The sequence below is a fragment of the Clostridium sp. HBUAS56017 genome (assembly GCF_007115085.1).
Lineage (GTDB): Bacteria > Bacillota > Clostridia > Clostridiales > Clostridiaceae > Clostridium > Clostridium cibarium.
Genome location: NZ_SULK01000015.1, coordinates 71713 through 93581 on the forward strand (window position 1 = coordinate 71713; position 21869 = coordinate 93581).

The following is a 21869-nucleotide window of genomic DNA, read 5'->3' on the forward strand; positions in this document are numbered from 1 at the left end:
ATGCAAGGCTTTAGATAAAGTCTTAATCAATAGTATTTCCCATATTTTTCATCTTTTCAGCTTGATCAGCTGTGATTAATGCATTTAAAATTTCATCTATATCTCCATCTAAGAAAGTTTCTAGTTTGTATAAAGTTAACCCAATTCTATGGTCTGTAACCCTTCCTTGAGGATAGTTGTAAGTTCTTATTCTTTCACTTCTATCTCCAGTACCAACTTGACTCTTTCTATCTTCAGCTATACCTGCATTTCTTTCTGCTTCAGCTTTTTCGAAAAGCCTTGCCCTTAAAACTTTAAGTGCTTTTTCCTTATTTTTCAACTGTGATTTTTCATCTTGACATGAAACCACAAGTCCAGTAGGTATATGTGTCATTCTTACTGCTGAATCGGTAGTATTTACGCATTGTCCACCATTTCCAGAAGCCCTAAACACATCAATTTTTAAATCTTTTTCATTTATTTCTATTTCAACATCATCCACTTCTGGAAGTACTGCAACAGTTGCAGTTGATGTATGTATTCTACCACTTGATTCAGTATCTGGAACTCTCTGTACTCTATGAACACCACTTTCATACTTAAGCTTTGAGTAAGCTCCACTTCCCTTAATCATGAAAACAACTTCTTTAAATCCACCAATATCTGTTTCATTTGCACTCATAAGTTCTACAGACCATCTATTGTTTTCTGCATATCTTGTGTACATTCTGAAAAGATTTGCTGCAAATAGAGCTGCTTCTTCACCACCAGCTCCCCCTCTAATTTCCACAAAAACGTTCTTATCGTCGTTAGGATCTTTAGGTAGCAATAATATTTGAATTTCTTTTTCCAACTCTTCTTCTCTATCTGTTAAATCAGAGATTTCTTCTTGCATCATCTCTCTCATTTCTTTATCACTTTCTTCAGCTAGCATCTCTTTATTTGCTTGTAATTCTTCAATAACATTCTTGTAATCTCTATAAGCATTAACTATTACCTCAAGATCAGCATGCTCTTTACAAAGCTTTCTCCATTCATTTTGATTTGCCATAATTGAAGGATCACTAATCTTAACAGATAATTCATCGTATTTATTTTCTATAAAAGCTAATTTATCTAATAACATGATATCACTCCGTATTTCTTTTTTTCATATCTTTGTATTATATCACAAGTTATTAACCATAATCAACAAGGAAGCTTTCCCAACACAACTCTATCGTGGCCAGCTAGATCTTTTATTACTTTTATATCCTGATATCCTTCTGCTTCCATAAGTTCTTTTACACTTTCTCCTTGATCATACCCAATTTCAAATGAAAGTATTCCACCATCTAATAACACTAATTTGCTTTCTTCGATTATTCTCCTATAGAATACAAGGCCATCATCACCTCCACTTAAAGCTGTATGAGGTTCATATTCTTTAACATCTTCCATTAAATTGTTTATATCCTCATCTTTAATATAAGGCGGATTTGATACTATAATATGATATCTCTTCCCATTCTTAATTGCCTCACCAAGTAAATCACTCTTTATAAAATCAACTCTATCCTCTAGTCCATTTCTTTCAATGTTCTTTTTGGTTACCTTTTCCGGGATATCATAATAATCTATTGAATCTACCTTTATGTTTTTCCTATAATGAGCAAGTGAAATTCCTATAGCTCCACTTCCCGAACATAAATCACATACCATAATATTATCTTCTTCATCTATAAGTTTTAATACCTCTTCCACCAATACTTCCGTATCACTTCTTGGTATTAATACACCTTCTTCTATATAAAAATCTAATCCCATAAAATCACATTCTCCAAGAATATATTTTATTGGCATCTTCTCTTTTCTCATATTTATTAATTTTATAAATTCTTTTTTATCTTCATTCTTTACTTTTTCATCTTTATTAGTCATTAGGTAAATTTTATCTTTACTTATAACTTTCCCTAAAAGGAGTTGGGAATCTAACCTTGCAGTATCAATTTTCACTTCCGACAAAATTCTACTACCTGTATTAATCAATTCACCTATGTTTTTTTCTTCTTCTTCCAATCCTTCTGCAGCCATTAAAGATGCTATCGCTACTTCAATTTGTTCTCCATCTGGTTCCCTAGTTGTTAACTTTTGAAGCTGTAGCCCCGGATATGCAATGATTTTTGCCATAATACTATCACTTTTCCCAAGCCATTTAATTACTTCATAAGTTATTCCTGAAATAATTGGAATTAAGATTATCCTTAAAACCAATCTTTCTAAGAAACTCCCCCATCCAGTAAATGAAATTATAAATACACTTACAAACATAATTAAAAACAAAAAGTTAGTACCACACCTTGGATGAAATCTTGAAAATTGTCTTACATTTTCAACTGTTAATGGTTTTTCTGATTCATAACAGAATATTGTCTTATGTTCAGCTCCATGATATTGAAAAACTCTATAAATATCATCAAGTTTACTTATTCCCCATATATAAAGTATAAGTATAATTATTCTTATCATAGCCTCTATTAAGTTTAAACCTACTGGTGAAAACCCATATTCTCCAAAGAGAGTTGCAGCTGCTGTAGGTATACCAACAAATAATCCTACCGCTATTATAAAAGCAAACACCATGGTAATTCCTATAATTACATCATTAGCTTTTTCTCCAAACTTTCCTCTAAGCCAATCTTCAAACTTTGAAGGTTCTGTATCCTCAAACAAAGATGCAGAATAGTTTAAAGAATTAATTCCTATTCTTAGCGAATCTATCAATACAAATATCCCTCTTACTAAAGGGATATTTAACATTTTATATCTTTTCGTAATAGGTACAACTTTTTGAAAATCTATAACTATTTCCCCATCTTCTTTTCTTACAGCTGTTGCCAGTCCTTTAGTGCCTCTCATCATAACTCCCTCGATAACAGCCTGACCGCCTACATCACTTTTTTTCATTCACTCATCCCTTCCAAATTATTCTTCTTGTTTATACTTATAGTAACATTTACCACACAACGATTCATACTCCACATTATCTATATTATCTATAGCTACTTGTTCTCCAGCAAACACAAACTTATTATTTATTTTTCGCGCATTCAATATAGCCTTGCTTCCACATTTACAAATAGTTTTCATCTCTTCTATACTATGAGCTAATAATAGTAATCTTGTACTTCCTTCAAATCCTTCCATAAGAAAGTCTGTCCTTAATCCATAGCATATTACAGGAATATTTAATTTTACTGCTATTTCAAACAATTGATCTATTTGATATTCTTTAAAAAACTGAACTTCATCAACTAATATGCAATCTAAGTTTTCTGCTTTTTTTAATTCCTCTTGAATCATTTCAAAAATATTATCTTCACGTTTTATCAACATGTCTACTTTTCTAGTAACTCCTAGCCTTGAAACAAGCTTATTTCCACCCTTTTTATCTGTAGCTGGTTTTAAAAGTATAACCTTCAATCCTCTTTCTTCATAATTATACGCAACCTGCATAAGATGTGTAGATTTGCCCGAATTCATAGCTCCATATCTAAAGTATAGTTTACTCATTTATTTTTCTCTCTCCTTAAAGTCTTATTACCCATGATTATAGCATTATAACAATATCTAAAAAAGTGTTTTTTCTTTTTGAATTTCTTGACTGGAAATAGGTGCTATGATATACTCTAGTAGTTATAAAGAAGTATACAAAGTATACTATCGAAAGAGGTGAATTAAATGAGAGAAGGCATACATCCTGAATACCATCACGACGCAGTGGTTAAGTGTGCATGTGGAAATACTTTTACAACTGGTTCTGTTAAAGAAGAACTAAAAGTAGAAATATGCTCTAAATGCCACCCATTCTTCACTGGTAAGCAAAAAATCATGGACGTCGGCGGTAGAGTTGATAAGTTCAATAAGAGATTTAACCTTAACCAAGGTAAGTAAGAATAAATGGGAAAGACTTAGTCTTTCCCATTTTCTTTATCTAAATTATAAAAATTTTAGATTAAAAATTAAAATAGTGTTAAACTATACTATATATTATTTTAATAGAAGTGAGTGGATTGAATGAAAAAAGTTTTAATCTTGACTACCTCAACAGGCCAAGGTCATAACCAAGCTGCCAATTCATTAATTGAAGCTTTAACCGATGCAGGCTTTGAGTGTGTTAAACACGATTTTTTGGCTAGTGATAATAAATTCATAAACAAAATCGTAGTTTGGAGTTATGAATTTTTTGCCGCAAAAATTCCGCATATTTATGGATTCTTCTATAAATTAACCGATAATAAATACATAAATAATTTAAGTAGCATTTTCTTTTCAAGTGTTAGATGGAAAATATCAAAATTTATAGAAAACGAAAAACCAGATTTAATAATTGGAACTCATCCTTTTACAGTTAACATAATTACAAAATTAAAAGTTAAAGGAATGTCGATTCCTTTCATTGCTGTAGTTACTGATTTTAAAGCTCATTACACCTATATTAGCCCTTTAGTTGATGCATATGTTACAGGAAGTAAAAATACTAAGGACTTTTTAATATCTGTAGGTATCAAACCCGAAATAATCTATCCTATTGGGATACCGATTAAAGAAAGTTTCTTTGAAAAAGATATAAATATTCCTTCTATAAAAGATGATGAATATTTTAGTCTCTTGCTAATGAGCGGTAGCATGGGTCTTACGAGTATCTCATATGTTTTAGATGAACTACTAAAAAATGAACATAAACTTAGAATAACTGTAGTTTGCGGTAATAATGAAAATTTAAGAAAATCTTTATTGAAAAAATGTGAAAACGGTTATCCAAATAAGAAAATTCATATTTTCGGTTTCTCAAATGATATAGCATCATTTATGGAATACTCTGACATAATAATTTCTAAACCTGGCGGACTTACAGTTACTGAGGCAATAATTAAAAACTTACCTCTTATAATACCATTTGTAATTCCTGGTCAAGAAAAAGATAATGCTGATTTTCTAGCATCCAATGGTTATGCATATTATGTCCATGATATTAAATCTATTAACTCCATAGTTGATAAAATTATTGAAAATCCAGAACTTTTAAGTGAAATGAAAAAAAACTTAAAAGATCTTTCTTCAACCTATTCTAGCAAAGCTATAATAGATATATCCAATAATCTTATAAATACGAATGGCAAATAACACCTTAAATTATATTAACTATAAAAAAGCAGTAAATAGCTTATCTAATGCAAGCTATTTACTGCTTTTGTCTTATATTTCTAATAAGTAATTATTTAAATATTATAGATTATTTTCTACCTATATTCGTTTTTTCAAATGTTCTTACAAACTCAACATTATTTTTAGTTTTATGAAGCATATTGATAAGATTTTCAGTTATATTTTCTATATTACCATCTCTATACATTGTCTTTCTAATTGAATATGATACTTCTTTTTCCTCATCTGAAAGCAATAAATCTTCTTTTCTTGTTCCTGATTTATAAATATCGATGGCTGGGAAAATTCTTCTTTCTTGAAGTTTTCTATCTAGGTGCACTTCCATGTTCCCAGTTCCCTTAAATTCCTCAAATATCATATCATCCATTCTTGATCCAGTTTCAACAAGGGCAGTTGCAAGTATTGTTAAACTTCCGCCTTCTTCTATATTTCTAGCTGCTCCAAAGAATTTTTTAGGCATTATTAAAGCTCCTGGATCTAACCCTCCTGAAAGAGTTCTTCCTGTAGGAGTAATTGTTAAATTATATGCTCTAGACAATCTTGTTAAACTATCTAATAATATAACAACATCCTTGCCTTGTTCTACTATTCTTTTAGCTCTCTCTAATACTATTTGAGAAACTTTTGCATGATTTTGTGGTTCTTCATCAAATGTAGAATAGATAACTTCTCCTGCAATGCTTCTTTGCATATCAGTTACTTCTTCTGGTCTTTCATCAATTAGTAGTACGATTAAAACTACTTCTGGATGATTTTTAGTTATACTCTGTGCTACCTTCTTAAGTAATGTAGTTTTTCCAGCTTTAGGTGGAGCTACAATTAATCCTCTCTGTCCTTTTCCAATTGGACAAATTATATCCATTAATCTAGATGAAAGGTCAGAAGAATTATTTGTTTCAAGTTTTAACCTTTCTGTAGGATATATTGGAACAAGATTTTCAAAAGCTTTTCTTCCTATAGCTTTCTCCGGACTCTCTCCATTTACTCTTTCTACAAAAAGTAATGCTTTAAATTTCTCCCCCTCTTTAGCCTCTCTAACCTTACCTACAACTTCATCTCCAGTTTTAAGATTAAATCTTCTAATTTGAGAAGGTGATACATATATATCTTCGCTACTCGTTAAATAATTTTTACACCTTAAAAATCCAAAGTTATTGTTTTCAAGAATCTCTAAAATTCCCCTAGTGCTATTGGAATCATTTATCATAGCCTTTAACTGTTCTTTTTTTTCAGCAGTTTTTTCTACCGGCCTTGCTGTTTCACTAATTCTATTATTTGATGGTTTAGGAGCTATTTTTTCCCTAAGAACTACTCCATCTTTTTCTATACTATTTGATTTTTTCGAAACTATCTCTTCAATTAATTCATTCTTCTTAAATTTTGATATATTTTTTATACCTAACTCCTTAGCAATTTCCTTTAATTCTGCTAAGGTCATTTCTTCATATTTTTCCTTTGTCAAAATGACACCTCCAAAAACTTTTATATTTCTAAACAATGAAAATATAAATCGAATGCATTTGAAATGAAACTAGACATGTGTTTTCATGACTTCTGTTATAATTATAGCTTTAATTGTTTATTTTAACAAGCTTTCTTCTATCTCGAAAAACTTGTCTCTAAATTCTTTATTAATTAACAACTTCTCTTCTGCTTTCTTTATATTATTGAAAATACTCTTTTTACTCTTATAATTGAGGATGCACATTAAAGTTTTTTCATCCATACATTTATATTTCTTTAATAATAACAAAAGAAGATATTTATTCTCTTTTTCTCTTAAAAGCAATATAAAATTTTCTTCATCAATTCCATAATACAGAGAAATAGTTCTTAATATCTTTAAATACCTGTCTCCAAGCATATTCCCTGATACCACCTTTGCCTTAAATATTTCTATATTAAAAGTATTTCCACATAATATAATATATAAACCTCATAAATAATTAATAAGAAAAAAAACTATCAACGATAGATTCATTGATAGTTACTTATCTTTACTGAGTTCTTATTTTTAATGATAAACTAGTATCCAAAGGCAGTTGTCCTGCAACTCCTAAAGAATAATCAATCTTTAATTCTCCTCCATCCTCATTCATGTCAACAGTAAGTTCTTTTGTATTAATGCTTATCTCTAACATTCCATAAGGAGTTTGATACATAGAAACTGAAGGTTCCGCTTTATTAAACTGCATCTTTGTTGTTGTTGTACCTTCTCTTTCTAAAATAACTTCTTTATCTTGTATTGTTAATGTAGTTGTTGTCCCATCCATACCAGATATTTCTGTCTCTTCATAAACAGCTTTATATCCATTATCTAATTTTATATATTTACCTGGTGAAACTACTTCAATAACATCACCATCATCCATACTTGCATTGCTAATTATACTGATAATAGCTTTTTTATCCATAATATCCTCCTATGACTACTTACCTTGAATCAAATATTCATTAATTTCTTCATCTGTAGCTGGTTTTATATCAAATATATCTTTAAATTCCGTTCCAAATTTTCCTGATTTAATAGTAACCACATCTGCATCTTTTCCTTTGCTATATCTAGCAGTTATTCTAGCTGCTATTATTGCATCTTCCTCCGATGCTTGTCCTTGGATTACTCCTAATGCACCCATATGACTTGAAGGTAAAAATACTGTATCTTCTTTATTAAGAGCTTTCTTAATAATTTCACCCTCTTCTCCTGTTCTTGAAACTATGATTTTTGTCCCTGATTTAGTTAAAAAATGTCTTCCAAATCTTAATAAATATATTTCTTTTGCTGTTAAATCACCGTTCCTATCTAGAGCTTCTTTAAGACGTACCGAATAATTTGGCTCTGTTAGCTTACATCCTCCTGCTGGTGATGGATAATCTGTAATATTCCATTTCTCAGCTAATTCCATTTGTGCTTTTCTACTTCTTCCAGATATATCAAGTAACTTATTTCTATCAACAAGTCCTGAAAGTTCCATTTCTGTAGGTTCTAAATTTAAAGCACATAATGGTCTTAAAATTTTATCACTAAAACCAGATTCATTCTTTACAGTATTTAGTGCTTGTTTATTCTGAGACATAGGTCTTTGGTTTAGCACTTCTCCTGTAAGAATAAAATCAGCGTCAAATTTCTTTAATAATTCTCCAGAATACCTCATCATCATAGCATGACAATCTATACAAGGATTCATATTTTTGCCTCTACCATGCTTAGGATTCTTCACCATTTCAAAATGTTCTACTGAAAAATCTATAACTTCAAGTCTTATTCCAATTTGTTTGCACATTCTCTTAGCATTATCTTCACCAAAGAAATAAGATTTAAAACATATTCCTATAACCTCTATATTTTGATCTTTTATAAGCTTTGCTGCCAAAGTACTATCCAATCCCCCTGACATCATAGCCAATGCTCTAGTCATATCTTTACCTCCAAATATTCTTGCGTTATATTTTATAGTTTATGGTTTTTATTATTATTAATCAAGTAGAAATTTATAATAACATTGGATTTTAACTGAAAATATCTTTGAAAACTTCTACAATTTTAAACTTAACCTTAGGACTTTCTTCCCCCTTAGTATTCTTGCTCTTGTCTATCTCTTGATCCAATTCTTCCTTGCTCTTTTCTTCTTCTACGTTTCCTTTTGTTACATCTATAAAGCAAAGTGGCGGAAACATTACACACCACCAGTTTTGACCTTGTCCATTCCCAATTATAACTCTAAAAGCTTCATAATTACCTTGAGGAAGTGTTATATTCCCATAAGACTTTTCCGGAAAATTCTCATGTGATAATTCTACCTTTACTGGATATGAATAACCATTATTCTTAATTACTCTTAGCGCAATACTTCTAACATCATCTTCTTTTGATTTTATTATATTTCTAGACTCATCTAAAGATTTTGATTGTTTTAAATAAGGGTATAAATAATTTATAACTTCATCTCTAACCTTTAATTTTAAGCTTTGGTCCGCATCTGTATCACTATTTGCTATAACATGAAACCTTATTAATATATCTTTCACATCATCATAATTATATATGTTATTTTTCTGTATATTCGGAATGCTTGTACACCCAATAAACAAAACATTTATTAATAATATAATAACCATTAGAAATCTTATATTTTTGCTCATAAAAAAACCTCCTTGTATAGTAAGATTATTACCACAAGAAGATTTTCTATTCACAAAATTAAATTGTTCTAGTTAAAAATATATCATCATACTTATTTTTCATCTCATCATAGCACTTTAAAGCAACTTGCATATCATCAAAAAATGCAAATACTGTAGGTCCACTGCCACTCATCATTGAACCAACAGCTCCTCTGGCTACTAAGTTCTCTTTAATATTATATATCATCTTATGTTTTCTTACTGTAACATTCTCTAATAAATTTTTCATATTACTTGCCACATAATACAAATCATTCTCTTCCATCTTTTTTATAAGACTTTCCGTATTAGGATGAATCCTTGCTTTATTGATATCAAAAATCTTATAAACCTCTTTCGTCGATACTCCAAAAGGTGGTTTTATTAAAATTAGTATATGATCTTTAAATGACTTTAACGTAGTTATTTTCTCCCCAATTCCTTCACATAATGCAGTACCACCTTTTATACAATAAGGAACATCTGCTCCTAATTTAACTCCTAAATCCATTAATTCCGTCTCTGACGCATTTATGTTAAACATTTTATTTAACATTTTCAAAACTGTAGCACAATCTGCACTTCCACCAGCTAATCCAGCTGCTACTGGTATATTCTTTACTATATCAATAAATACTCCTGATTTTATTTCATAAGTTTCAAGGAATAATTTCGCTGCCTTATATGCAAGATTTCTTTCATCTGTAGGTATAAAAGGTTTGTTGCATTTTATTTTTATACCACTAGATATCTTTTCTATTCTTATTTCATCATATAGCTCAATATTTTGCATTATCATTTTTAATAGATGATACCCATCTTCTCTTTTCCCTACTATATCTAAAGATATATTAATCTTTGCATATGCTTTCCCCTTCATGTAATTCTATCCTTTCCACATCATTTATTATATTATTCATAATTTTAGCATAGCCCTACTAATTAATAAAGGATGAGTATAAAAATACATAAAAAAGATTTGCTTTTGTTCTATTTGTAAAAAAAGTATCAAAAACAGAAATTTATAGTTTCTATTTTTGATACTCACCTCGCATTACAAACTTGCTATATTTAACCCTTCATTAATGTTATTATATTCTTTTATCTTTTCTAATAAAGGCTCTAACTTCTCATAAAATACAATTACATAATCGCCTGGTTTACCAAACTTAATAGCTTCTTCGAAAGCTTCAACTTCATTTAAACAAATTTTATAGCTCTCACTTTTCCCTTTTATTACACCTTTTTCTAAAACAGCTGCAATTTCTCCTTCTCTTCTTCCTCTTCTATCCAGGTCTTCTTTAATAATTATTCTATCCATAGCTTTTGAGCACATATAACCTATGGATTCAGCCATTTTATCATCTCTATCACCTGGTATACCTATGACTCCAATAATCTTCTCTTTCTTTATCTTAGAAAAACAATTTAATACCGCTCTATACCCTTCTATATTATGTCCATAATCCAATATTATTTTAACCCCATTAATATCAAAAATATTGAACCTTCCTGAATTGCATTTTTCATCTAATTCAAAAGTCTTAAACCCATTAGAAATCATACAATAATCTATTCTCATTCCAACGAGTATTCCACATGCCGCCATTGCATTTTCTATATTGAATTCTAAAATTCCTCCTAATGTAATAGGTATATTATCAATATCTAAAATTTTATACTTTTTTCTATCATTTGTTACATATAATGTATTATCATCTATATAAACAGCAATTCCTCCATTTTCAATATTATTAACTATATAATCATTCTTCTTATCCTTCGAAAAGAATATTTTCTTAGCTTTTATTCTGTCTAATATACTAATACTCCATTTATCATCAGCATTAATCACTACATAGCCATCTTTTTTAACTTCTTCTGCAACTAGTGATTTAACTTTTGCTAACTCTTCCATAGAATTAACTTCATCTATTCCTATATGATCTTCCGTAATATTGGTTATTGCTGCAACATCAGCTAAGTCATATGCTAACCCTTTTCTTATTAATCCTCCCCTAGCAGTCTCTAATACAGCTACTTCTACATCTTTATTAAGGAGAACCGATTTTGCACTATAATAACCAGTATCATCTCCTTTATCTATACACTCACCATCTATATATATACCATCAGTACAAGTCATTCCTACCTTATGACCCATGGATCTTAATACATGAGATACTAGCCTAGTAGTTGTGGTTTTGCCATTAGTTCCTGTTATTGATACTACCGGAATGTTTGTTGGATTACCATTATACTGTAATTTCAATATAGCTTCTCCAACATCTCTACTCTTACCTTTGCAAGGATACATATGCATTCTTATTCCTGGAGCTGCATTTACTTCCATAACTACTCCATTTGTATAAATAGATTTACTTATGTCAGAAGCTTTTATATCTATTCCACAGATATCTAATCCAATAGCTTTTGCAACCTTTGTACAAACTTTCTTATTCTCCTCAGATATCTCATCAGTGCAGTCAATTGCCATTCCTCCTGTAGATAAATTGGCCTTTTCTCTTAAGCTTATCTTATCTCCTTTTTTAGGAATAGTATTTAATGATAACCCTTGGTTATCTAAAAAATTTATTAAATCATTATCTATTTTAACCTTTGTCAAAGGTTTTTCATGATCAAAGCCTCTACTTGAATTTTCATTTAATTCTCTAATTAACTCTTTTAAATTATTCTTTCCATCACCTATAACGAAAGGAGGTATTCTTAAAGCTACAGCAACTACTTCATAATTTACAACACAAACCCTATAATCATTTCCTGTTATATACTTCTCAATGATTATATTAGAGTATTTACTTTTCATGCTGTTAAATTCTTTTACTAGTTCCTTTTCACTTTTTATATTGAGTACAACCCCTTCGCCCTTATTACCATACCTTGGCTTCAAAACTAATGGATATCCTATCTTTTCCCCTGCTCGTAAAAGGTCTATTATATTACACACTTCCCTACCTTCTGGCACAGGAATATTTTGACCTATAAGCAATTGTTTAGTTAACTCTTTATCTGAAGCTATATCTGCTGCAACGCAACTAGTCTTATTTCCTATTGTAGCTTCTATAATTCTTCCTTGCTTTCCATAACCTATCTGGTAAAATCCATTGTCGCCAATAGGAAATACTGGCATTCCATATCTTTCTGCAGCATCTTTTATCCCCTTTGTACTTGGACCTATTGATTCTTTACATAGAACCTCTTCTAATATTTTCATTCTTCTATCTAAATTTAGTTCTTCTTCATCAATTAATGAATTTATAATATCCACAGCTAATCTAGCTGTCTCTATAGCAAAATGCTCGTATTCATATTCGAAAATAATATAATATAAATCCCCCTGCTTCTCCCTAGCTTTTCCATAACATACGTCTACACCAAAAAAATTTTGTATTGCTATAATTATATGCTCACAAATATGAGCCAAATATGTCCCTTCTTCAAGCCTTTTAACAAAGCCACCTTCTTCATCTATTCCACACCTGTGTTTTTTTAGTTCTGGAATCATACTAACTAATCTAGAATTAAAATCCTTGATATCTTTACTTGGTATTTCACAATATCCACATAAATCAACATCTAGTCTAATACACTTTCTATGAGAGTATATGTTTCTACCTCTAAACACTGTTTGTTTTTCAATTTTCATTTTTCGACTTTTCCTCCTCAAAAGGTAACTTTCTTATAAGATCAAATTTATTTCCCTCTTTTAATACATGTAGCCTAACATTGAATATACTAAGGACTTCATCTGAATGTTGCTCAGATACATTTGTATAAGAAATTTGGCTTCCATCTACAAAATATACAGCCCCAACTCCTGCAACTTCTGCAATTCCATCTGCATTTACAATAATTGCTGTATTTTCATCTATTCCAACCCCTAACACCTGAGGATTTTGAGCTACGCCTGTTAACAATCTTCCTATTCTCCCTCTTTGGGCAAAATGTTGATCTATAATGACATTCTCTATAAATCCTATTCCAGGCGACATCTTTAAAGCGCATTTTCTAGGAGCTTCTTCTTCAACTCCCTCTACAACCATGGTATCACTCATTACTGAAGCTCCTGCTGATGTTCCAACTATGTACTTTCCTTTTTTACCAGCCTCTTTAAGAGCATCATATACTGGTGATCCCCCAATTAAACTAGTAATTCTAAGTTGATCTCCTCCCGTAAAAAATATAAGAGATGCTTTTTCTATTAATTTACTATTTCCTTCAATAAAAGCATCATCTCTAACACTAATATCTAAAATTTCTATATTCTTAACGCCTAATTCACCAAATACCTTTCTATACTTTGTTGCAGCTTCTTTTGGATATTCTGTAGCTACAGTTGCTACTAGTAATATATCATTCTCCTTATCTAAGCATTCACATACTTTTTTTAATATCTCTTTTCTCCCTTCTTTATCTTCTGCTCCACCAATTATGATTAAATTTCCATTTAGTTCTACATTTTTCATCTAACCACCTCAAATCATTCATTTTCTATTGTTTCCAAAGAAATTCTCAATTATTCATTTCTCAAATTCTTCAATAATAAAAAAAGTTTGCCAAATATCTATTTATATTTGACAAACTTTACCATTTATATTACTTAAAATATTAAGCTTTAATGAAGCTCTATAATCTTATGAACTATTAGTTAAAAACAGCTCTTCCAGGTATGATTAATTTTTCTCCTACCGCTATATTATCAGGATTCTCTATCTGATTCATATTAATCAATTCTTCTACTGTGCAATTATACTTTTTAGCCAAATTCCATAACGTGTCATCATTGCCCACTATATATATAGTTATACTTGCATTCTTTTTAGGAGGTTCCCCTTCTAATTCCATTACATCAGAAATAAATTCCTTTGCTTTTTCATAAAATACTGTTGCAGTAATTGATATAGTTCCTTTAAATGCTATAGTATTCGCCTCTAAGCTTGCTTCTTCATTTTCTAAAGAACTTTTTACTATGGACTTCATTCCTTCTTTAGCACCAAGCATATCTATTATTGAAGTAAAGGGAATATCTGCTGACACTTCACTAAATCCAACTTCTTCATCTGCTGCTCTATACATGATATTTGCTCTTATAATCCCTTCTATTGTTATTCTATCATCAGATATTTTTTTATCAGTAATAATTAAGTTTCCAGATGCCGCTATTATACGCTCTGGTTTTATATCCCCTTCTTTTAAGTATATATTATCTTTTATTATACTATCATTAGTTTGAGTTCCAAGAATTGCTCCTATTTCATAGCTATCTTTTCTCAATTCAATAGGAAATTTTGGTGAATAAGCATCTTTAATAATATCAATATTCTCATCAGAAAATACTTTTATTTTTGCTCCAATCAAAAATTCTGAATTAATTATTCTAGATTCCCCTAAATCATCTTCTTCAATAGCTATATCGCTGTTTTTAATTTCATATGTCACTGAAGGAATCATATCTATAGAAATGCCCACTATCTCTTCTTCTTTTGAAATATAAACATCATCTTCTAAACTAATAATTTCATTAGTTTCATCACCTAAATAAAGAATATTTAGTTTACAATAGCATCCTAAATAAACCTTATCTTCTCCAATCTTAGCTTCTCTTTTATGAAGCCTCATAGAACTTTTTAGTATTTTGCCAATCTGTGGTTTATCCATACCAACTCTTAACATTGATTTCCCAATAAGTTCTGTTTCTTTATTAGCTACAAGTCTATTAATTGATTCTGTTTGCTTTAATACCTCAACACCTTCACTAGCTTCAATATTCTTTACAAAATCAAATTCTGTACTCTTATACACCTCCCAATTTAACCCAACCACTCCTTCGATTGCTATCTTTCTTTCATTCATGATTTTTGCATCAATATGTTCTACCTTGCAATCTACTTCACACACTATTTTATGTTCATCCTCACCAAGGTCTAATGAGTTCGTAAACTTTTCATTATATATTACTGAGTTTACTACCATATTATCGTCTCTAGGAATATACAACGCATTGTATTCTAATCTCCCTTCAATCACAACCTTGCTTCCAATAATCTCTTTGCTAGTGATTAAAGGTCTTGCTTCCACTGATAAAATTGCTTGAACATCTGGATGGGTATCTGGAATTAAATACTCATCTCTTAAAATAGCAGTCGAACTATTTTCATGTAATAATTGTTGAAACTGTAAACTTTCTTTTACTATATCTATCCTTGACATCTTTACCTCCTATAAAATTCCTACTATTAAATATATAGCATCGCCTACAAGAATATTACAGATGATTGAGGTAATATATCATATTTTTTTTCATTTTCTCCTATAATCCGTTGTTATTTTCCACTCGTGATATATTTTTAAAACTTTTTTCACAAAACATGTTGACAAAGTAATTAATTTGTCGTATCATTAATCTTGGTTATTGACCATATAACCTCTCATAAATTCTCAATACCCTTTTATACCATAGTTGAAAGATGGAACCCACCATCTTTCTTTTTTTATACTTATTTTTAGAAATAAAAAAACTTCGATAATATCGAAGTTTTATATTTAACTAGGAAAAACTAGCTGTACTGTCTTTGTCAAAACATCTGAATAACTATATGTCACTGTCCTTTGGGTGTCACTTTCTAATCTAATTACAAAAATACTAGGGTACGCACTTTCTAATACTCCATCATTAACAAGAATCTTTTTGCGTCCACCATTAGCCTTCAATGTAACCTTATCTCCTATATGTCTTTCAATATCTTTCTTAATGGTAGCAATTGTTTTTATCTTCTCCATTACAACACCCTCTTTCCTTATTTTATTGTATCTTAACAGAGCCTTTATGTCAAGTAAATTAATTATTTTATCACTTATTACTTATACTTGTCAATAGAATTTGTTAATAATATAATTTTTTCTACTTTAATATTGTTAGTATTTTTTATTATTTTTATTCAATAAAGATGTTTTTTTATTATAAGAAAATAAAAGAGAATGAAATTATTTTAAATCTCACTCTCAAAATTCTTCCAATATCTTAAATTGAATTTTAAATTTATATTACAAAACTATCAAACCATATTTTGAAACATTTTAAGTATATCTAAAATTCCATATCCCCACTGTGCATTAGGGTATATATCTCCTTCTCTTTGAAAAGTTCCCTTTGCAATATAGGCTTTAACAGTTTGAGTATATATATATGGATCATTTCCATCAATTATTCCCCACTGAAGTAACATAGCACATGCACCTGCTACTACAGCAGCTGCTACGCTAGTCCCACTTACTACAGCTGTTTGATTATTTTGAGCCGTTGTCAAAGCGTTTAAACCTCCAGCTGCAACATCTACTATTTCAAAATCATATATAAAAGCTCTTCCAGAGAAAGTTAGAAAATTATTATTATTTTGATCATACGCTCCTGCAGTAATAACATAATCTGAATCACTAGGATTAGTTAATGTTCCATATGGATCTGTCAAATTAAATCTAGTCCCTCCAACAGTTATTCCTGATTGAGGTATCCACGCATTGAATCGACCATTTAATAATGTTCTTGGCACTAACCTAAATCTCCATATTCCTGGTTGTAAGTTGTACATTCTTATTCTTATCAACTCATCACCAGTAGTTTCCTCTGGCAGATAATAATTAACTCTTACTGAAGTTTTCTCAAATACAAACGTATATCTTTCCGTCGCATTTATCTTAGCTGGCAGCACTCCAGTATTTTCTCCAGAAGGAGAAATTATATCTAAAGAAAATACATTAGGCAAATCAGCCCAAATCTCCACCCATATATCCTTTTGCTTAGGTGATACTACTAACTCAATCAATGCTAAATCACTAACTTGCGATATTATACCTGAAGTGTGAGTCCCATTTCCCCCTTGATTCCCTGTTCCGCAAACTACCACAACACCGCTATTACTTGAAATTGAATCTAAAAACTCTTCTAATATTCCACCACCTTTATGATTTCCAAAATTACTTCCAAGAGGAAAATATATAACCATAGGTTTATTGGTCATTAGAGCATACTCATATAGAAATTCTAACGAAGAAAAAATTGACGTTATATTAAATACAGGTGTTTCAACATAAAACCGATTTTTAAACCCAGCATCCTCCATAAGCTTTACAACCACAAAATTACAATCAGGAACAACACCTCTTAAATTCGGATTCTTTCCTATTCCTCCAATTATTCCAGCCATATTAGTTCCATGTCCAATTTCGTCTTTACTAGGCACAACATCATAAGCCGATCTACCAGCTCTATATTCTCTTATAGCAGCATTTATTTCATCTCTAGAATATGTAGTTCCATAGGGAACTGTTATTAAAGTATTTTCTTTATCTGACATTATAGTCTGATCCCAAATATATTCAATTCTTGTCTCTCCGTTTAAATCCATAAATTCCTCGTTTAAGTAATCAATACCTGTATCAATAATTCCTATATTAACCCCTTTTCCAGTTAAATTTAATGGTGAATCCAATTGCAAAAAACTAGCTCTAGAAGCTTCAACAGGAGATATTTGTTGAAGGGTATACATTTCTGCAGGCTTAACATAAACAATAGCTGATAAATTAGGACTAGTAATATCTATCTCTGTATTTTCTTTGGGAGCTAAGAGTATAGCATATCTATCATTAATTAAAGTAACATAATATTTTTCTTGTTGCAGAATTTCATTTTCTAAATCACCTTGATACTGAACAATATATTGATAATAATTCGGATCTCTAAACAACGTCTCTGAAAATTCACTACTCTTTTTCATTTAAATCCTCCACATCTTATCTTGGAATCCTTATAAATAGTCTATTATAATAATATTCAAAAAACTCTTCATTCTGTACATTATTTCTTCTAAATGTTCTGCTAATAATATCAAAAGTTCTCAGCAAATCAAAACTTCCATATCCAACATCTCTACTTGGATACCTATATACAGCATTGCTCCTATCAGCCCCATAAATTAAATAACTTCTAATCTTTGTTGAATACATCGTCAAATCATTTTTTTCCACTATTCCCCATTGCAGCAAAAGAGCACATGATCCTGCCACTACTGCTGCAGCTACTGAACTACCACTTTCTGTAACAATCCCTCCACCTACCTTTGTAGTTAAAATACCTACTCCTGTTGTTATTATATCCGGGTTTATTAAATCATTACTATTAAACCCTTTACCAGATGAAGCCACCAATGCATTATTAACTCCAAAATAGGCTACTGTAACTACTTTCCTAGCTGTAGATGGAATAGTTAATGTTATATATGGATCTGACTCTAAAAAATTAGTGTCTGGAGGTAGAGTTTTTACTGGAGGTAACCAAATATCAAATCTACCGCTACTTATATACTCGCCTCTTAATTGAATCTGCCATATTCCTGGTTTTATAGACTCAAGAACTACATTAATAACTTCATGACCTGTATAATGCTCAGGAGAAAAATATTTAACTGTTAATCTAGTATCAGTAAAAACATATTTAATTTGTTGCACTTTCTTTGTAGAAGCTTCAATAAACTTCGATGACTCTCCTGTTGGTGAAATTATATTAGCAGACGCTCTATTAGGTTTTTTCACCCATATATCAAATGCAAAATATGCAATTTCTCTCGGAATTCTTAGTTGGACTATTGCAATATCCCCAACAGCCCTTATAACTCCAGATGCATGTCCTCCTGATGCGCCCTCATTTCCAACTCCAATCACAGTGACAATCCCTCTTAAACTTCCAATTGATGTTATATATCTTGAAATAAGGTTATTTCCATCATGACTTCCTTCTGTAGTCCCAACTCCAATATATATGACCATAGGTTTTTTCGTTCTTATAGAGTAGTTTTTCAAATAATCTATAGCCCCCAAAACTTCTGCTGCATTATAAACTGGCGTATACTCAATTCTATTTGATTGCAATCTATTTTTAAAATTGATGGACTCAAAAAGTTTAACTATTACAAACTCGCAATTATGTGCAACCCCTTGAAATTCTCCATTATACCCTCTAGCTCCAATAATTCCAGCCATTTTAGTTCCATGCCCTATTTCATCTTTAGACGGAACTATTTGGTATGGGTCTTGATTGTTTTTAGATGCTTGGATAGCATTATTTATTTGTTCCCTAGAAAAAGTTTTTCCAATATATACTGATGTATCTGTTGTATCTTGAATTGATTGATCCCATATACTTTCAATCCTTGTAGTTCCATCTTCCTTAATAAATTCTTGATTTAGATAATCTATGCCTGTATCAACCATTCCAACAAGAACCCCTGTACCAGCTAAATTTAAATATGGATTTATTTTAATGTTATTTATATTATCAACATTAGATGGAGAAATATCTTGCAACACATACATGCTTCTAGGATCAATGAATATAATAGAAGGTACATCCTTTATAAGTTCATCTAAATGCTCATAGGAAACACTTACAATCCCTATATTTTCAGTTATAATATCTCCGCAAGCATATGGAACTTTTGCTATCTCTTCTTTAAAATCCCCTCTATATTCAACTAAGAAGTTTGGTGAATCTATATAGTATAGATTACAATTCTTTAAGTTAGGCACTTCAATCTCCTACATTAGTATTCCATATTAAGTAATATTTCTAACAATACTTAAATATTCATCAAATCCATAAGTAAAAATGAGATAACCCTTAAGATTAAAATCTTAAGGGTTATCTCATTATTTTTATTTTCCTGATGGATACTTACGAACAATAGAAATTTCAACTCTTCTATTTTTAGCTCTACCATCTTCTGTTGAATTATCATACTTAGGTTTATATTCAGCGTAGGCTTGGACAGTTACCTTGTTAGCATGTACACCTCCTGCTGAAACCATAAAATTCATTACATTTACAGCACGCATCGAACTCAAATCCCAATTTGAACGATATTTACTATTACTAATAGGTACATTATCTGTATGTCCTACAACTTTTATTTCATTATCTAAATTCTTAATCATATCAGAAATTTTTAAAAGTAACGGGGATACTCCTCCAACTACTTCAGCATCTCCTGAGTTGAAGAGTACAATATCCTGTATAGCAATTTCCAATCCATCACTATTCAATTCTGCTTTAACCTTATCAGAATATCCTTCCTTAGCAATTTCTTCATCTATTTTCTTTTTAATTTCAGTCATTCTTTGTTCTTCAGTTTGAGCATTGGTAAGTGCCTCATCTTGACTAGCTTCCCCTGATTCCATATCACCAGTTGCTTCTGTTCCAGTACCTTCTAATACTCCATTACTTCCTGCAAAAACTTCATTAAATGATTGTCCTGCAGCCTTCATCTTTTCTTGGTCAACTTTACTCATTGCAAACATTACAATAAATAGGGCTAATAGAAGTACTAACATGTCAGAGTAAGGAATAAGCCATGTTTCATCCATATGCTCTTCATGGTGTTCTTTTTTCTTCCTCATTGCTAATCTTCCTTTCTTTAAACCCCACCGTTACTATTCTCAAGTTCTTTTCTATCCTTTGGTTCTAGCATACTTGTAAGTTTTGTTTCTATATTTTTTGGATTTGCACCTGATTGAATGCTTAAAATTCCCTCAAGCATAATATTCATATTTGCTATTTCTACTGCTGATTTTCTTTTTAATCTTGATCCAAATGGATGGAATATAACATATCCAAAGAAAATACCGTAAAGAGTTGCAACGAAAGCTGCTGCTATCATATGCGCAAGTTTTTCTGTATCACTTAAATCTCCAAGTGCACCTATAAGACCAACAACAGCTCCTAGAACTCCAAGTGTTGGCGCTGCTGACCCTGCTGTTGTAAAAATTGTAGCTCCTGCACGATGTCTTTCTTCCATGCTATCAATTTCTGTCTCTAAAACTTCTCTTATATATTCTGGCTCTACACCATCTACAACCATCTCTAGACCTTTTTTCATAAACTTATTGTCCATTCCTTGTACTGTACTTTCTAGTGATAGTAATCCATTCTTTCTAGTATTTTGAGACATTTCAACCAATTGTTTTATAATCTCAACTGGGCTCTCATCTTGCTTTTCTTTAAAAAGAACTCCAAATATCTTAGGTATGTTAAGAAACTCCTTCCTCGGAAAGGAATTCATTACAGCCATCAATGTACCTATAAGTATTATTATCGCAGCTGCTGGGTTTAATAACACTGCTACATTTGCACCTTTTACAATCATTCCTACAACTATTGTAACAGCACCACCCAAAACACCTATAACTAAAAAAATATCCACAACCTATACCCCCTGTATACTCTTTTTGTATGCAAAATTGGAAAAAATAAATATTTCACATTTTTTATAAAAGAAAATAGTGAATCTAATTTTCTATTTACTAAATAATTATCGCCTGAATAATCGTATACTTTAGGATAATATATTTAATTTTACAATATAAAAAAATAAAAATTGACTATTTTTTTATTTATCTAACTATATTAAGATATAATAAGACAAATATCCCACATTTTTTCATTTTCT

At 30.6% G+C, this 21869-nt stretch carries 19 protein-coding genes; 2 read left to right on the forward strand and 17 right to left on the reverse strand.

What is annotated here, in order from left to right; all coding sequences use genetic code 11:
* Window positions 1-22 precede the first annotated feature (22 nt).
* The 3 genes from prfA to FAY47_RS13550 form a co-directional block, all read right to left on the reverse strand.
* Window positions 23-1105 (reverse strand): peptide chain release factor 1, encoded by a 1083-nt coding sequence (gene prfA / locus FAY47_RS13540; protein WP_143317446.1) that lies wholly within the window; start codon window positions 1103-1105, stop codon window positions 23-25.
* A 62-nt stretch (window positions 1106-1167) separates the two neighbouring features.
* Entirely contained in the window at window positions 1168-2925 is a 1758-nt protein-coding gene (prmC, locus tag FAY47_RS13545; RefSeq protein WP_143317447.1) for a peptide chain release factor N(5)-glutamine methyltransferase, read from the reverse strand.
* An 18-nt stretch (window positions 2926-2943) separates the two neighbouring features.
* Window positions 2944-3531, reverse strand: coding sequence for a thymidine kinase (locus tag FAY47_RS13550; protein WP_143317448.1), 588 nt, complete (start codon window positions 3529-3531; stop codon window positions 2944-2946).
* A 168-nt stretch (window positions 3532-3699) separates the two neighbouring features.
* Here FAY47_RS13550 and rpmE point away from each other — a divergent pair, with 168 nt between their 5' ends.
* Window positions 3700-3912 (forward strand): 50S ribosomal protein L31, encoded by a 213-nt coding sequence (gene rpmE / locus FAY47_RS13555; protein WP_090012081.1) that lies wholly within the window; start codon window positions 3700-3702, stop codon window positions 3910-3912.
* A gap of 123 nt (window positions 3913-4035) precedes the next feature.
* On the forward strand, window positions 4036-5145 hold the full coding sequence (locus FAY47_RS13560) for a glycosyltransferase (RefSeq protein WP_143317449.1): 1110 nt from the start codon (window positions 4036-4038) through the stop codon (window positions 5143-5145).
* A gap of 109 nt (window positions 5146-5254) precedes the next feature.
* Here the strand turns inward: FAY47_RS13560 and rho are convergent, their stop codons facing one another.
* The 14 genes from rho to motA all read right to left on the reverse strand — a co-directional run bounded on the left by rho (window position 5255) and on the right by motA (window position 21623).
* Window positions 5255-6649, reverse strand: coding sequence for a transcription termination factor Rho (rho, locus tag FAY47_RS13565; RefSeq protein ID WP_143317450.1), 1395 nt, complete (start codon window positions 6647-6649; stop codon window positions 5255-5257).
* Between the two features lie 117 nt (window positions 6650-6766).
* Window positions 6767-7066, reverse strand: coding sequence for a hypothetical protein (locus FAY47_RS13570; RefSeq protein ID WP_243129624.1), 300 nt, complete (start codon window positions 7064-7066; stop codon window positions 6767-6769).
* 118 nt (window positions 7067-7184) lie between these two features.
* The gene (locus FAY47_RS13575; RefSeq protein WP_143317451.1) at window positions 7185-7601 is read right to left on the reverse strand and encodes a DUF1934 domain-containing protein; all 417 of its coding nucleotides are present in this window, start codon (window positions 7599-7601) and stop codon (window positions 7185-7187) included.
* A 15-nt stretch (window positions 7602-7616) separates the two neighbouring features.
* Window positions 7617-8606: a tRNA 4-thiouridine(8) synthase ThiI gene (locus FAY47_RS13580; protein WP_143317452.1), complete on the reverse strand. Its 990-nt coding sequence runs from the start codon at window positions 8604-8606 to the stop codon at window positions 7617-7619.
* 91 nt (window positions 8607-8697) lie between these two features.
* Window positions 8698-9330 carry a stage II sporulation protein R gene (gene spoIIR / locus FAY47_RS13585; protein ID WP_143317453.1) on the reverse strand — a complete coding sequence of 211 codons (633 nt, stop codon included), beginning with the start codon at window positions 9328-9330 and terminating at the stop codon, window positions 8698-8700.
* 58 nt (window positions 9331-9388) lie between these two features.
* Window positions 9389-10231 carry a 4-(cytidine 5'-diphospho)-2-C-methyl-D-erythritol kinase gene (ispE, locus tag FAY47_RS13590; RefSeq protein ID WP_143317454.1) on the reverse strand — a complete coding sequence of 281 codons (843 nt, stop codon included), beginning with the start codon at window positions 10229-10231 and terminating at the stop codon, window positions 9389-9391.
* A 174-nt stretch (window positions 10232-10405) separates the two neighbouring features.
* Entirely contained in the window at window positions 10406-13018 is a 2613-nt protein-coding gene (cphA, locus tag FAY47_RS13595; RefSeq protein ID WP_143317455.1) for a cyanophycin synthetase, read from the reverse strand.
* Complete coding sequence (locus FAY47_RS13600; RefSeq protein WP_143317456.1) at window positions 13008-13838, reverse strand: cyanophycinase; 831 nt, start codon at window positions 13836-13838, stop codon at window positions 13008-13010. Before FAY47_RS13600 ends, cphA begins: the two co-directional genes overlap by 11 nt.
* A gap of 178 nt (window positions 13839-14016) precedes the next feature.
* Complete coding sequence (locus FAY47_RS13605) at window positions 14017-15582, reverse strand: SPOCS domain-containing protein (protein ID WP_143317457.1); 1566 nt, start codon at window positions 15580-15582, stop codon at window positions 14017-14019.
* A gap of 333 nt (window positions 15583-15915) precedes the next feature.
* Window positions 15916-16152, reverse strand: a complete 237-nt coding sequence (locus FAY47_RS13610) for a Veg family protein (protein WP_143317458.1) — start codon at window positions 16150-16152, stop codon at window positions 15916-15918.
* 275 nt (window positions 16153-16427) lie between these two features.
* The gene (locus tag FAY47_RS13615) at window positions 16428-18146 is read right to left on the reverse strand and encodes a S8 family peptidase (RefSeq protein ID WP_143317459.1); all 1719 of its coding nucleotides are present in this window, start codon (window positions 18144-18146) and stop codon (window positions 16428-16430) included.
* Between the two features lie 16 nt (window positions 18147-18162).
* Entirely contained in the window at window positions 18163-19953 is a 1791-nt protein-coding gene (locus FAY47_RS13620; protein WP_143317460.1) for a S8 family peptidase, read from the reverse strand.
* A gap of 126 nt (window positions 19954-20079) precedes the next feature.
* Entirely contained in the window at window positions 20080-20820 is a 741-nt protein-coding gene (locus FAY47_RS13625) for a flagellar motor protein MotB (protein ID WP_143317461.1), read from the reverse strand.
* Between the two features lie 17 nt (window positions 20821-20837).
* Window positions 20838-21623: a flagellar motor stator protein MotA gene (motA, locus tag FAY47_RS13630; RefSeq protein ID WP_143317462.1), complete on the reverse strand. Its 786-nt coding sequence runs from the start codon at window positions 21621-21623 to the stop codon at window positions 20838-20840.
* Window positions 21624-21869: the final 246 nt, after the last annotated feature.

What these genes read in the sequence shown, in the direction of transcription:
- FAY47_RS13550 (WP_143317448.1), bottom strand. Translation starts at nt 3,531, where the DNA reads ATGAGTAAACTATACTTTAGATATGGAGCTATGAATTCGGGCAAATCT.
- FAY47_RS13605 (WP_143317457.1), bottom strand. Translation starts at nt 15,582, where the DNA reads ATGTCAAGGATAGATATAGTAAAAGAAAGTTTACAGTTTCAACAATTA.
- FAY47_RS13575 (WP_143317451.1), bottom strand. Translation starts at nt 7,601, where the DNA reads ATGGATAAAAAAGCTATTATCAGTATAATTAGCAATGCAAGTATGGAT.
- prmC (WP_143317447.1), bottom strand. Translation starts at nt 2,925, where the DNA reads ATGAAAAAAAGTGATGTAGGCGGTCAGGCTGTTATCGAGGGAGTTATG.
- cphA (WP_143317455.1), bottom strand. Translation starts at nt 13,018, where the DNA reads ATGAAAATTGAAAAACAAACAGTGTTTAGAGGTAGAAACATATACTCT.
- FAY47_RS13610 (WP_143317458.1), bottom strand. Translation starts at nt 16,152, where the DNA reads ATGGAGAAGATAAAAACAATTGCTACCATTAAGAAAGATATTGAAAGA.
- prfA (WP_143317446.1), bottom strand. Translation starts at nt 1,105, where the DNA reads ATGTTATTAGATAAATTAGCTTTTATAGAAAATAAATACGATGAATTA.
- spoIIR (WP_143317453.1), bottom strand. Translation starts at nt 9,330, where the DNA reads ATGAGCAAAAATATAAGATTTCTAATGGTTATTATATTATTAATAAAT.
- FAY47_RS13580 (WP_143317452.1), bottom strand. Translation starts at nt 8,606, where the DNA reads ATGACTAGAGCATTGGCTATGATGTCAGGGGGATTGGATAGTACTTTG.
- FAY47_RS13600 (WP_143317456.1), bottom strand. Translation starts at nt 13,838, where the DNA reads ATGAAAAATGTAGAACTAAATGGAAATTTAATCATAATTGGTGGAGCA.
- FAY47_RS13625 (WP_143317461.1), bottom strand. Translation starts at nt 20,820, where the DNA reads ATGAGGAAGAAAAAAGAACACCATGAAGAGCATATGGATGAAACATGG.
- ispE (WP_143317454.1), bottom strand. Translation starts at nt 10,231, where the DNA reads ATGAAGGGGAAAGCATATGCAAAGATTAATATATCTTTAGATATAGTA.
- FAY47_RS13560 (WP_143317449.1), top strand. Translation starts at nt 4,036, where the DNA reads ATGAAAAAAGTTTTAATCTTGACTACCTCAACAGGCCAAGGTCATAAC.
- FAY47_RS13615 (WP_143317459.1), bottom strand. Translation starts at nt 18,146, where the DNA reads ATGAAAAAGAGTAGTGAATTTTCAGAGACGTTGTTTAGAGATCCGAAT.
- rpmE (WP_090012081.1), top strand. Translation starts at nt 3,700, where the DNA reads ATGAGAGAAGGCATACATCCTGAATACCATCACGACGCAGTGGTTAAG.